The sequence below is a fragment of the Streptomyces sp. CNH287 genome (assembly GCF_000424825.1).
On the sequence record NZ_AUKQ01000026.1, the window covers coordinates 27925 to 41447 of the forward strand.

The window sequence follows — 13523 nt, forward strand, 5'->3', positions numbered from 1 at the left end:
GGATCCACCGCCCTCGGATTGGGCAGGAGCAGGTGACGGCCTGTCAACGTGCGTTACTGTAACGGCAGGTAGTGGGGGGATACCAGGTGGGTGATGGCACGCGTGACGTATCTGGACTGTCTCGTCCCTCCCGACGCAGACCCGGCCGACTTCTTCGAGCGCGTGCAGGCCCTTCGTATGACGGACCGCGGCCGCACCGTCGATCTCGGTCCACTGGACCGCGCCACCCTGACCCTGCTGTCCCGCGCCTTATCGAGCGACCAACACAGCGTGTACCTGGGACTCCCGCGCGGGCGGCACGACCTGGCCGTGCTGATCGGGATCTACCTCCAGCTCATACGGCGCGGCGCAGAGCTGACCGGCGGATCGCCCTGTCCGGTCCCTGACGGACCGGTGGTTGTCGTCGGATTGCGCACCAACGTCACCGTACGGCTGGCACAGCTCGCGATCGGCCGACAGAACCTCTCGCGAGCCCTGCGCATGCAGAGAATCCGCGGTGACGGGCGGGTTGTTGACCTCCAAGGAAGGATCACCAGGGCTGTCGACTCGCCCTCGGGACTGTTCTACCTCAACACCGCGCTCGGCAGGCCCTCGCTGGGGAGCAGCGTCGGCACCGTCGTCATCGACCGCACCAGCATGGCCAACGACCAGTCCTGGGAGCGCGCGTTGGCCTGGGCGAGCGAGCACGACGCCGCTCGCGTCGTAGGCGTCGCCGACCTGGGCACCCAGCCGGGCAGCAGCAGGGCCTGGACCCAATGGCCGTGGACTCCCGCGCTGCGCACCGACGTGCGGCACACCCTCGGACACCGCTCCGCATACGGCCCCCTGACCAGCAACGCCCTCCTCGCCCATCGCCCGGCAGCCGCACCAAGCGTGGCGGTATACCGCCACGAGCAGCTCGCCGAGCTGTACCGGACCGTCGTGGCGGGTGTGGTTGCAGCACGGCGTATCCACACGTCGGAGCCCTGGCCGCAGCCGATCGCCGACGCCGTGCGCCTGCTCAACCTGCTGTGGTGCAGCTGGGGTTCGATCGGAAAGCAAGACGCCTGGCAGGTGCTGATGGGGCGCGGCAGCGGCGCACGGACGCTGGCCCGGTCGGTGTCCCGCGGGACATTGGAGGGCCGGGCCGGGCCGTGGGGGCTGTTCCGCGAAACCCAATGGCCCGACCTCCGGCGCAGCGTGCTGGACCTGTATGAACTGCTCTACGACGACAACCCCCGCCGGGACCTGCTGCTTGCGCTGATCGCCTGGGCACGGGCCGACCGGGCAGACGTCCCCGTTCTCGTCCGCACCCGCTCCCGCTCTGCCGCCGCCGCTGTCGCCGAGGAGCTGGCCGACACGCTCGGCGGTGACGCCGACTCCCTGCTGCTCGCTCCCCGGTCCGGGCCCGCCGCCAGCAGGGGAGCCGGAACGCTGCATGTGATGCCCTATACGGAACGCCTGCCCTGGGACGCCTCGCCGAGGCTCGAGCTCCACCTTGGTGTTCCCGCGGCCTCACGCACCGGCGTGCTGTTCTCCGGTGCTGCCGATGAACACCTCGCCGTTGTAGAGCAAAGCGAGTACACCTGGCTGGAGCGTTCAGCCAACCGCGCGCTGCACGGCTGGCACGAGCAGATACGCCAGACCGCCGCGGTGCTGAGGCTGGGCGAGGTACCAGAGCGGGTGACGCCCCCGCTGCCCGTCGCGTACGGCCCCGTCGACCTCTCCAGACCGTCCACCGCACCAGAAGAGCCGCCCCAGCACGACAGTCGGCTCGCCCTCGACCTCTCAGCGCTCTTCGAGGACTACGACGCCCCGGCCAGGGCCATCGGCACCTCGGCGGACCCCGGCCGCAGCGCCACAGCGGTGGCGGCCGCGGACGACCCGGTGCCGGCCACGGCCGTGCTCACCGAACCCGAAGGGGCAGTGCTCTGGCTGCGCAGCGACGAGCAGGTCGACGTCCTCATCGGCCAGCGCTACGCCAGGGTGCCCGTGACCGCACTCACCCCCGGCAGCCGGCTCCTGCGCGCACGCGGCGACGGGCAGTCCAGACTCCACGACCGGCTCGTCATGGTGATGCACGACAGCGCCGAAGTGACCGCCATGGACACGATGATCGGCTTCTTCCGCCAGGCCATCACCACCGTGCACGAGCAACGAGGGTCGTGGCCAAACGTGCTCACCGCCCTGAAGAACCTCGGGAGCGAGGTCTCGTCATGGCAGGCCGTGAGCAAATGGGCCGACGGCAGCGTCATCGCCCCGGAGGACCCGCAAGACATCCACCGGGTTGCCCTGCTGGCCCGGGACACCCGCCTGACCGCAGGAGGCACCTGGCAGCGCCTGGCCCGTATGGCGGAGGAACTACGCCGCTTACACCGGGCGCTGGGCCACACCGCGGCGGCGGCGATGACCGAGGCCGCACGGGGCACGGAAGGCCCCGCGCTGCGCCAGCTGAAGACACTGTGCTCCGGGATCGACGTCTCAGAGGTCCTCGAGGAGTTCGCCCTGGTCGTCGTCCGCAGCGTCGGCGGCCAGAAGAGCGTGTCCACAACCGTCCTGGGCCGCGTGCCAGGCCCCCGCAGCGCAAGCAGCTCACCACAGGAGGCGCCGTGAACGATGCCCGCAACAACCCGCTGGCGCCGCACCCCGACAGCGCTGCGGACAATCAGCGGGAGACGGCGCTGATCGACCACCTGACGCAGGTCCTCGCCGACAGGCTCGCCGACCGCAGCGGCGCCCCGCACAAACCCCCGTGGACACCACGCGACCACGTGGTCGTCGGAGTGCTGCCCGCCGTCGCGGTCCCGCCGCGACACCTATCGGCACCAGACGAGGCGACGGGCGACCCGATCCGCCGGCCCGTTGAGTCCCTACGCGGCACCCAAGCGCCCCCGGTCCTGGCACTCGACTTCCGGGTGGGCACCATCCCCGGCCGCAGGACCGCGCAACTCGCCGTCCACTGCCGATTCGCCCTCTACCTGGAAGACATCGCCAGCTACGCCGAGCATATGGAGTACCTGCGCGGCGACGAAGGCCCCTCCGGCGCACAGGCCCGGCCGGGAGAGCTGCTGGGCGTCTGGCGCCGCCACGACGTTCACGTGCCGGACCTGGTGATTGAAGTGCCGCTCGGGGAAGGCGACCTCGATCCGCCCGCGCTCAGCGAGGCCCAGCAGGTGCTGGACCGGGCGGTCCGCCGCGCGGTGGACGCGCACTTCGCCCGCCCCGAGGCCCGTCGCCCGCTCACCGCGGGGCCGCAGGGTCGCCAGGGGCGGCGCAGGCGCAACGTGCTCCCCGCCGAGGCCATGGCCGACGAGGAGGCATTCCACCACCACGTCGCGGCACTGCTGGACCGCGACGCGGCCCCTTGCGCGCCCCAGCTGGTGCTGTCCGCGCACGCCCAGGCCCTGGACGGCGGCGACCACCTCATACGCGTCTCCCTGCACAACCAGAGCGACACGGCGCAGAGCGACTGGCAGGACCTCTCCGTGTACGACTGCCGCTTCGCGGTCCTGCCCGGGGACGGCATCAGCATCGTGCCTCAGCGCTTCCACCTCGCCCCACGTGACTACCGCCTGGAGGAACTGGCGGAGGTGATCGGTCGCGGCACCGGCTGCGCAGCAGTTCCCCACGGCGTCGGCCTGCGGACCGAGACCCTGCCCGTCCACGTCCAACGCACCGTCGTGCCTCGCCAAGCCGGGGTGCGGCACCCGCGGTGGCGTGAGCTCGCCGACGACCCGGCCCCGATCCTGGACTCCGTCGAGGTCGCGATGGCCCGCTACGCCCGGGAGTTCGCCACAGCCTGCCGTGCTGCTGAGCAATTGCCGCACCACAAGGCCATCGAAGCCGACCGCGCCCAGTTCGACGACGAGGCCAGGCGGTTCGGCCTCGGCCGCGAGTGCCTGGACCTGGACCCGGACCTCAAGCGCGCCTTCCAGCTCGCCAACGAGGTCTTCGCCCGCGTCAACGACGGCCGCCCATACGACAGTTGGCGTCTCTTCCAGCTGGTCTACATCGTCTCCCACCTGCCGGCACTCGCCGTGCGCGAACACCCGCAGCGGGCAGACCTGCGCGCTGAACTCGACCACACCGACGTACTGTGGTTCCCCGCAGGCGGCGGGAAGACCGAGGCATACCTGGGACTGATCCTCACGGCCCTGTTCTACGACCGGCTGCGAGGAAAACACGCAGGGGTCACCGCCTGGCTGCGCTTCCCGCTGCGCATGCTCAGCGTGCAGCAACTCGACCGCACCCTGCGCATGCTGATCGCCGCCGAAGAACTCCGCGCCGAGCGCGGGATCGGATCCCCCCACGACGACCCCTTCGCGCTCGGCTACCTGGCCGGCGGGGCGGGCAGCCCCAACGACCTCCACTGGGAGCGGGGCTGGTGGCGCGGCTGGGAGACCGAGGCCGCCGCCACCCGGACGGGGACCTTCGCCGAAGACCACCTGCGCGACCGGCTCGTGATCACCTGCCCCTACTGCGAGCGCGACAGCGTACGGCTGCGCCTGGACACCGACGCGGTCCGTCTGCACCACGAGTGCGCCGCCTGCAAGCGGATCCTGCCCCTGCACGTGAGCGACGTCGAGGTCTATCGCACCCTGCCCGCGATCGTCATCTCCACCGTCGACAAACTCACCGGGCACAGCTGGTTCCCCGAGTTCACCGCGTTCCAGCACGGACCGAGACACCGCTGCGCCGAGCACGGCTACTTCTCCTTCCCGCGTTTTGGAGCCTGCCTGGCCGGACCGAGCCACTGCACCGCGCCGAGCCAGGGCTACCCGCCGGCCCGCCCGATCAAGGACCCGGTACCGGCACTGACAGTGCAGGACGAGATGCACCTCCTCAAGGAGGAGCTCGGCGCGTTCAACGCGCACTACGAAGGCATGATCGCCGAACTCCAGTCAGGAGCAGGCAGCGGCCTGCCCAGCAAGATACTGGGCGCCTCCGCCACCATCGAGCAGTACCAGGACCAGCTCCGCCAGCTCTACGGCCGCCGCCCCCGCGCCTTCCCCGCACCGGGATGGACACTCGGCGAGAGCTTTTACACCACCACCCGGCCCGACTTCCGGCGCGTTCACATCGGCGTGCTCCCGCACAAGCGCCGCAAAGCCGATGTCGCCGCGATCGTGCAGGGCGAGCTCCTCACCGAGATCGCCCGGCTCCAGGAGGAGCCCAAGGCCCTGCGTGAGCGCCTCGCCCTGCACGGGCTACCCGACTCGGAACTCCCACGGCTCCTCTTCCCGTACGAGGTCTCCTTGGCCTATGTGAACAGCAAGCAGCACGGCACCCAGCTCGACGAGGAGCTCGGCCAGCTCTCCGACGACCTGCAGCACGCCGGACTCGACCGCGTCGTGCACGCGGTGCTCACCGGCGAAGTCCCGGTCCCCGACCTCGCCGCGGCCATCGCCCGGGTCCAACGCGAGCACCTGGACACCCCGCGAGGAGAGCGGCTGCGCGCCCTGGTCGGCACCAGCGTGCTCAGCCACGGGGTGGACCTCGAGCGTCTCAACCTCCTGGTCCTGGCCGGCATGCCGCCGACCGCCGCCGACTACATCCAGGTCACCGCCCGGGCCGGGCGGACCCACGCAGGCCTCGTCGTCACCGTCTACGACCCCGTCTCGCGCCGCGAACGCTCCATGTTCTCCAACTTCCTGAGCTACCACCGCCTGCTCGACCGCATGGTCACCCCCGTGCCCGTCAACAAGTACGCCTACTTCGCAGCCCGACGCACCCTGCCTGGCATCGTGCTGGCGCTGCTCCACGACGCCGCCCGCGACCCCGCGCTGAAGCCACCACCGGAAGGAGCTGACTACTCCAAAGACTTCAAGCGCTGGTGGAGCGCCCAACGACCACTTCTCGACCCCTGGCTGGAACGACGCATCCCAGCCTGCTATCGCGAGCGTGTGGAGGGCGTCAACGGGCGCGGCCTGGAGAACGACCTCGTTGCGCGGATCATGGACACCTGGCGGCAGGAGGAACGCCCCAACCTCAACAAGGGCGCAGAGGAAAAGCGCACCGCCTACCTGTTCCTCCAACAGCCGCTCACCAGCTTCCGCGACATCGACAAGAGCACAGAGTTCCAGTCACTGACCAGCAGCCAGGACGCCTTCAAAGCGCTCGCCACCAACACCGCCGACAGCAAGGGGGGCGAGGATGAACCGCAGCCGTAGCCAGGCCATGACCGCCTTCCTGCCCGGTGCGGTCTTCCGCCACGAACAGCGGCTGCGAGGCAGGGTCCAGGCAGTCGACGGGGACGTGGTCAAAAAACTCAACGAAGACGTCATCTACGACGAAATCTCCCGCTACCTGGAGCGCTGGAGCGAAGACGCCAGAGCCGCCCTGCCCGTGCCGCAGGGCCGACTACGGCAGAATTTCGTCCTGGTCAGTCCCGACCTCGTCCGCTTCGAGGTATTCCCGCTCGTCCTCGAATGCGTCCGCCGCTCCTGCCGCCGCGTGCGCACCTACGTGAAGGCCCAGCAACTCGCGGCCGACCCCCGGTGCCGCACCTGCAGCGCACCGCTGCGGCAGCTCCCGTACTTCAACGCACACAACTGCGGACGCATCCGCCCCATGTACGTGCCCAAGTGCCGTGTTCCCGCGCATAGCTACGACCACATCGTGTTTGAGAACACGGGAAGCTTCGTCACCGCCCTCTGGCGCTGCGTCGGCCCAGGCTGCGGCGGCGCGAAGCTCCAGGGCACCTCGCAGTCCCCCTGCGGCTGCGAATGGAAGGACGCCGCCGGCCGAGCCATGATGCGGGCAAGGACGTTCAACGACACCCGCGCCTACCAGGTCCACGCCCTCCAACTCGTCAACATCGACAACTCCGAGTTCCGGCAGTACCAGCGCCACCCCCAGCGCGGCCGGATCGCGGCCGCCCACTACCTCAACCTGATCGACTCTACGGCCCAGGGCCTCGGCGACGCCGCCCAGACCGTCACGGTGCCGCGCCTGTCCCCGCAGGAATGGCAGCAAAAAGAACAACAACTGCGCCAGATCCATATGGGGGAGGAGGCAATCGAGCAGATCCGAAGAATGATGGGCCCCGAGGAGAGCGGCCTGGCTGCTCTGCCCAGTACGGACGCCGATAACGCGCGGTGGGAACTGCTCGGTGCAGACCGCCCCTTCGTGGAACGCGCAGCCGTCTTCGACCCCGCCCAGATCCAGCGCATCACCCTCGACGACCAGTGCGCACGCTTCGCCGAGCTCCAAGACCGGCTGGCCCAGCAGACCACGGAACGCGCCCGCGAGCAGGCCCGCACCTTGGGGATCGCAGAGATCGCGGTCACCTGGGAGTTCCCCGTAGCCCGAGTCGCCTTCGGCTACACCAGAGAAGAGCACGAGCCCGAGCGGGGTGTCCTGACCGGCTTCCACAACAAGTACCACCACGACGGAAAGTACCCGGTCTATGTCGCAGCATCGGACACCGAAGCCCTCCTGGTCACCTTCTCCGCACGTTCCGTCCTGTCATTCCTGAACACCAAAGGACTCGCCGTCGGGACGGCCGAAGACGAATCGGCGGCCCGTCGGCGGCTGCTGGAACTGTTCACAGACCAGGACAACCCGGTAGCCGCCCGCGCGGCAGCAACCGTACACACGGTCATCCACACCCTCGGCCACCTCCTGCTTCGGTCCCTGGACGACGGCCAAGTAGGACTAGCCGAGAACACGCTCGCCGAATGGGTTGTCACGAAGGCACTCACCGTCGCCATCTACGCCGACAACGTCCGTGAATTCACCCTCGGATCACTATGGACCCTGCTCAGCAACCGCGTACTCAGCTGGCTGGAGAGCACCGCCGACTCGGTGCTCAGCTGCGAGAACAACCCGCTGTGCCATCAGTCCTCACCACGCTGCTGCGAACGCTGCGTCTACCTCACATTCGGCTGCCAGCTGTTCAACGACGACCTCGACCGGGGCCTCGCCGCAGAGTTCCTCCGCCACACCGCCGCCTCGAGCCACACATGACCGACGACCTGCGACCGTTGGTCCCGCTCGCCCAACTCCTGGAGCGCCTCGCGGGCAGCTACGCGGCAGCCGCCGAATGGACACGGGAGATCGCCAGAGCTGACACCCTTGACGCCCTCCGCGTGCACGGGGTCGCAGACGATCACGCTACCGCCGTACGCCAGCTCGCCGTCGAGTGCGGCCTACTGGGCTCAGATCGGCTGGCAGGGCTCGTCCCTGCCCGCCTCTCCCAACTCCAGGTGCTCCTGGACGTCCTGGACGGCCTTGACTCACCGCCCGCAGCACCACCATCCGAGCGCCCCCTGGTGTTCACCACCCCCCGAGCCGCCGCCCACCTGGTGACGCCCCCCGTCCGGCGCCTGGACCTGCTAGTCCAGGACGTCATCGCCGGAGCCACCAGCGAACTCCACATCGGTGGCCCCTTCTGGAACCGCCACGGCTGCGACCTGCTGCGCGAGGTCCTGCTGCCCGCCGTCGCCGAGCGCCAAGTCGCCGTCCACTTCTACGCCCACGACCCGAGCAGCCGGGCCCAACCCCTGACCGACCTCGTCAAAGACTGCGCCGACTACGGAAGAACGTCCTTGTACTGGTGGACCGGGGCCAACCCCGGCATCATGCACGCAAAGTTCGTGGTCGCCGACCGTGCCACCGGCTACTTCGGCAGCGCGAACCTGTCCTCCCTCGGTCTTCAAGAGCACTTCGAAATCGGCATGGAACTGGGAAGCACCCAGGCACCCTCACTGGTGGAACTGTGCACCCGGCTGCGCCAGGAAGGCTTTTTTGCCCAGGTCACCGAGGGGCCGGGACGCGCACCGGACCCGCTCGTGCTCGTGGAGACCGCAGACGGGAAACGCCGCTTCGGCCAGCTGCGGTCCTGGCACACCACCAGGGACGGCCGCCGCGAAGCGGACGTGCTGTGCCGCCTCTCGGACGACGCTCTGCGGCCAGCCAGAGTCCGCGTCGATGAGAGCCGCATCCGGCTCTTTCACGGGGTCGATTACGCCAACGTGCCGGCAGACGGCGCTCGTGTGGGCGGCGGCGAAACCGGATCCACCGGGTAGTTCGTGACACGAGGCGTGGCGCGCTGCCCGCTCCGGCTCGATTCAGGAGCCGAGTTGGGCCGTTGCGGCGTCGATTTCTTTCATGGTGATGTTCTCGCTGCCGCTGCGGATCGCGATGACGGCTGCGGTGGAGATGACGTAGGTGAGGGCCTTGAAGTAGCCGCCGGTGCGCTGGTGCAGTGTGACGGCGTGTTTGCTCAGGGCGTTCTCCTCCAGCCGGTACAGGCTCAGGTCGGCCTCGAAGCTCGCCAGGACGCGCCGGAAGGTCTCGTCGTCTTCGGTGTCCAGGGGCAGGGGGTGCAGCCAGGTCACCGGCAGCAGGGCGGTGGGGGAGGGCGAGACGGGTTCGGCCGGCCGTCCCGCCTGTTCGAGCCGTACCCGGTTCTCCTCGCTGACTCGGGTCAGCTCTCCGGCCAGGATGCGGGCCTGGTGCAGGCGGTGGCTGGCTCCGGTGCCGCAGAAGACGATGGAGATGCCCAGTTTGTCGCGCAGGTAGTCGAAGTAGGGCAGCACGTTCGCCAGATGCTGCGGCGAGGCGCGGTTGATGTCGTCGATGAGCAGCAGACGGGTCTGCGCCGTCTCCAGGACGTAGTTGACCGGCAGGGTCACGTCCTGGTGCCTGCGCATCTCCAGGACTTCCACGAGGCTCTTTGGCTCGGGGTTGAGACCTAGGTAAGAGCCGATCTCCCAGAGCCAGTTCACCCTGGGCTCAGGGTCCGCGGGGGTGGTGATGTGCACCACCGGGATCGTGTTCTGGCGCCTGCCGCCCATGGCGGTTTCGATCTCCCTCTGGGCGGTGCGTCCAATCGCCCGCAGCAGACAGGTCTTGCCGGTGCCCGCGGGGCCGTCGATGACATGGTCCATCAGCCCGTCACGGCGCCCGCTGTTGGCGTGGACTGCCTCGACGACCATTTCCTGCATGTGGGTCATCGCGTCGGTGGGCACCATCCGCAGATGCCGGTGGTAGGCGATGACCTGTTCGTCCGTCTTCCTGCCCTCGGTCGGACTGCTGGCAGCCGCCAGTGCGGGCGGCTCCACTTCCTCGTCGACGAAGTGGGTCCAGCCTGTGAGTTGGAACAGCGGCAGAGGACGCATCGGGGTGTCCTTCAGCTGCTGACGCAGACGGGCTTCACGTTTGTCGCGCAGTTCGATGGATGCCTTCATCACGCTTCTCTCTCGCCACGGTCCTGCACTGCACCGGCCACCGGCTCCGGACCGCAAAAACCTGTCCGCTCGCGGGGTCGGCCTGGGGCTGCGTCGACACGGCTCCTGTCCTTGGTCGTTTACATCTCCCATACGTCGCCCTCGCCCTCGTCACCGTCATCACCGTCCGGATCGAGGTCGTCGAGGAGTTCCGCCTCGACGACCTCGTAGGCAGCTGCCGATGTTCCGGCAGCGGAGGCATCCGGCGGGCTGTCGTCGCCGTCGTCGGGGAAGAGTGCTGCCAGCGGATGCGGAGCCTGCCCGCTGTCCGAGGGCCGTTCCGCGCCGCCCGTGCCTGTCGGAAGCGCCGGCGGGGCGGCTGCGGACGGGGGAGCCAGAGGGGAGATGGGCAGCGCCGGGTAGGGCCGCAGCGTCGACAGGTCGAACTCCTTCAGACTCGCGTAGGGATTGTGGGAGGGCTGTTCGGTCTCCAACTCCAGTCCCTGGAATGGTGGTTCGGCCCCGGTGCGCTTGGGCGGCGGCCTGTGGCTGCGGCGGCGCCGGTCACGCTGGGCCAGGGACAGGGCGATCGCTTCCTCGTCCTGCTCGCTGCCGCCCACCGCGCGGTGCTGCTCGGCGTGCTCCTGCCACATGTCTGCGGTCCACGGGTCGGTGAGCAGGTGCCGCAGCCGGAAGTCGCACGTCACCCAGGTGCCCGCGGTGTGGTCGTAGAGCCATACCCGCTCGGGACGGTAGGGGTTGAAGCGGCATTCCCACTTGTCCTCTGCGCCGGGCAGCTTCGAGCGGCCGCGCAGGAGGATCTCCCGGTAGTGGGCGGCGTCCTGCGCGACGGGCTGATAGGTCCGATAGTTGATCATGAAGCCGCTCTTGCCGGGGACGACCCACCGCAGCAGCAGGAAGAGGCGGTTCTGGGCGGGGGAGAGTGGCACGGCCCGGTAGCCGCTGCGGGCCACCTGGACGGCATACATGTCGTTGGGGGACAGCACGACGCCTGGCCGGAACGGGTCGCGCAGCCCCGCGTCGGGGGTCTGCTGGTACTCCAGGGCCACCCATTCCTGGGCCATCTGCTGGAGTTCGGCGATCGTGTATAGCGGCATCCGCTCGATGCCGCGGCCGCGTTTCTTGTGGCTGCGGCCCTGCCAGCCGTGCGTGACGTGCTGACTGAAGCGGTGCGCGAGGGTGACGAAGAAGTGCTCGGGGAGCGGCTTGTCGGTCGGGGTCTTCTTGCGCGCCGGGCGGCGGGCGATGCGCAGCCGGTCGCAGACCTCGGTGAAATGCTCGCTCACATAGGGGCTGCCCTGGTCGTAGATGATCAGCTCGGGGCGGATGACAGGGCGGGCGGCGGTTGTCTCGGTGAACCGCTCGTCCGCCGCCTGCAGCGCCCCGAACGGCAGACTGGAGGCGGCGGCCGCACTCAGCGGGTCCCAGCCGGGCATCACCGGCCAGGGCGCGAGAGCCTGGGCCAGCATCAGGGTCAAGTCGATCGCCCGGGTCGCCTGGCCCGCCTGTCCGCTCTCGGCGTCCCGGGGACGGCTGGGCGTGATCATCAGCGCGCACGCGCTGTGGTTGGCCACATCGATGAGCGTGGTCAGCTCCGTGGCGGTGGGCCGGCCGTCGTCGCCGCGGGCCAGAATCCGCAGCGGAGTGGTGTCTGCCTGGGTCACCTGTCCCGGCCGCAGCACGACCTCGCGCCCGCCATGGGGCAGCGGCGGCGTGGAGGCCAGGGCGGCCCGGGCCCGTGTCGGCTGGCCCAGGGCATCGGCCAGGCCGGACTCCTTCATCCGCAGGTAGAAGGTGGAACGGGAGGGCAACAGAGCCGCCACGGCAGCCGAGCCGAGTTCCTCGTCGTAGCGCGAGTGCAGCAGGTCCTCGACTTCCTCGCGGATCACGTCGATGGTCACGTCCGACGCGTGTGAGCGCCGGGCCACCACCTCCTGCATGGCGGTCAGACACCGCGGGTCGGTGAAGCCTCCCGGCCGTTTGTCCCGCGGCCCGGGCAGCAGGACGACCGGGTTCTCCCCGGCCGCTTTCCACTTGCGCCGCTTGTCGGCGAGGGTGTGGGCGGAGCAGCGGACGCCGTCGGCGGCCAGCCGCGCCGACATTGCGGCGCACCGCTGGGCCAGCGTCGTTTCCGGCCCGAATCCCCGCGCATGCTCGCTTCGGCCCGGCGCCAGACCGGTGTCGATCTCCACCATGCGCGCCTGCCACAGCGCGGCTTCTTCCTCTCGGCCCTCTTGCCGCCCCCACCCGTCAAGAGCCGTGCTGTCCGCGGCCGGTGCCCTGCCGCCGTTGAGAACCGTGAAGTCCTCCGAGCCCACCAGCCACCGGTACGACACTGCCCGCGGTGCCTGCTCGCCGTCCTGCGGCAGCAGCGTGACCTGCGACCCCTGCCATGCCACCACCTCCCACTCGCGCTCCTGCCAGCGCACCCGTGCCCCGATGGACAGCGACCCCGCAAGCTGGCCCTCACCCGACCCCGCCATGCGCCCCCTCTGCGCCATCAGGCCGTCCAGGCCATGGCGTCGGGCAGCAGCGGCTGTGCGCGGTCGAACAGCAGTCGTCGCTGCCAGAGCATCCGGTAGGCGAGGTCCAGCCCCGTCAGCTCGTCCAGCCCGCTCGCCGCCACCCCCGCCCGCAGGCCCGTTGGCTGCCTGAACGCCTCCAGCAGCGCTCGCCCCTGGTCCTCCTCGTCGCCCGCGGGAAACCGGTAGCCGGCCAGCCAACCGAGATTGCGTACGCGCAGCCCCGACGGCTCACGCACTTGCCGCACCCGCCACCCGGCCGCCTGCGCCACCTCCTGAAGCACCTCGAGTCTCACCGCGGGCAGGCTCTCCTGTCGGGGCGGCTTCAGCACCAGCACCTCACGCTCGCCCTCGGCCGTGCGCGCCACGAAGTCGGGGCGCCAGCGGCGAAGGCGGCCTCCCGCCCGCCACCGCAGTTCCACCGGGCCGGCACTGAACGCCGCCCAGGCCGGCTCGAAGTCCAGCTCGATCGCCAGCCGCCACTGCCGCAGGCTGCCGCACACGACGGTCTGCTCTCGGGTCGCCACTGGCCAGTAGGTGATGATGCCCTTGCGGCCCCGGTAGGGCACCGGTTCGCTCACCGGCCCGAACTCCTCCAGTGCCACGCCCCGAAGCCCGGCCGCGCTGCACAGGCGCACCGGCCCGTACGGCTCGCGGTACAGAACCACGACACCCTGCCCCGCCTTCGGCACGGCCTCGCCTTCCATCAGGCCGTCGGGACCCTCCGCCGCATTCACGCCGCACACCCCTTGCCGTGCCGCCGCAGGATCCCGCATACCTGTCCGGTCGGCAGCCCCTTTGGGCCCAGTCCCTGACCATGCACCGGCTG

At 69.8% G+C, this 13523-nt stretch carries 7 protein-coding genes; 4 read left to right on the forward strand and 3 right to left on the reverse strand.

From position 1 onward, the window contains the following. Nucleotides 1–93: 93 nt before the first annotated feature. Genes H299_RS39275 through H299_RS0122330 form a run of 4 tightly spaced genes read left to right on the forward strand, consistent with a single transcriptional unit; the run spans nt 94 to nt 9008 of the window. Nucleotides 94–2592, forward strand: coding sequence for a DISARM anti-phage system protein DrmE domain-containing protein (locus H299_RS39275; protein ID WP_027750212.1), 2499 nt, complete (start codon nt 94–96; stop codon nt 2590–2592). Beyond that, the gene (locus H299_RS0122320; protein ID WP_027750213.1) at nt 2589–6149 is read left to right on the forward strand and encodes a DEAD/DEAH box helicase family protein; all 3561 of its coding nucleotides are present in this window, start codon (nt 2589–2591) and stop codon (nt 6147–6149) included. The genes H299_RS39275 and H299_RS0122320 overlap by 4 nt, the downstream gene beginning before the upstream one ends. Continuing rightward, nucleotides 6133–7947 (forward strand): hypothetical protein, encoded by a 1815-nt coding sequence (locus H299_RS0122325; protein WP_158692373.1) that lies wholly within the window; start codon nt 6133–6135, stop codon nt 7945–7947. Before H299_RS0122320 ends, H299_RS0122325 begins: the two co-directional genes overlap by 17 nt. Further along, on the forward strand, nt 7944–9008 hold the full coding sequence (locus tag H299_RS0122330) for a phospholipase D-like domain-containing protein (protein ID WP_027750215.1): 1065 nt from the start codon (nt 7944–7946) through the stop codon (nt 9006–9008). Before H299_RS0122325 ends, H299_RS0122330 begins: the two co-directional genes overlap by 4 nt. 42 nt (nt 9009–9050) lie before the next feature. Here H299_RS0122330 and H299_RS0122335 read toward each other — a convergent pair whose 3' ends face one another. From H299_RS0122335 to H299_RS0122345, 3 genes are all read right to left on the reverse strand, one after another. After that, nucleotides 9051–10172, reverse strand: coding sequence for an ATP-binding protein (locus tag H299_RS0122335; protein WP_027750216.1), 1122 nt, complete (start codon nt 10170–10172; stop codon nt 9051–9053). A gap of 119 nt (nt 10173–10291) precedes the next feature. Then, nucleotides 10292–12673 carry a transposase gene (locus tag H299_RS0122340; protein ID WP_486587373.1) on the reverse strand — a complete coding sequence of 794 codons (2382 nt, stop codon included), beginning with the start codon at nt 12671–12673 and terminating at the stop codon, nt 10292–10294. Next, a complete protein-coding gene (locus H299_RS0122345; RefSeq protein ID WP_486587374.1) occupies nt 12673–13431 on the reverse strand; it encodes a TnsA-like heteromeric transposase endonuclease subunit in 759 nt (252 codons plus the stop codon). Before H299_RS0122345 ends, H299_RS0122340 begins: the two co-directional genes overlap by 1 nt. Nucleotides 13432–13523: the final 92 nt, after the last annotated feature.

Bases quoted from the DNA above. Each gene is read 5' to 3' on its own strand.
- H299_RS39275 (WP_027750212.1), top strand. From the start codon at position 94: ATGGCACGCGTGACGTATCTGGACTGTCTCGTCCCTCCCGACGCAGAC.
- H299_RS0122325 (WP_158692373.1), top strand. From the start codon at position 6,133: ATGAACCGCAGCCGTAGCCAGGCCATGACCGCCTTCCTGCCCGGTGCG.
- H299_RS0122330 (WP_027750215.1), top strand. From the start codon at position 7,944: ATGACCGACGACCTGCGACCGTTGGTCCCGCTCGCCCAACTCCTGGAG.
- H299_RS0122335 (WP_027750216.1), bottom strand. From the start codon at position 10,172: ATGAAGGCATCCATCGAACTGCGCGACAAACGTGAAGCCCGTCTGCGT.
- H299_RS0122340 (WP_486587373.1), bottom strand. From the start codon at position 12,673: ATGGCGCAGAGGGGGCGCATGGCGGGGTCGGGTGAGGGCCAGCTTGCG.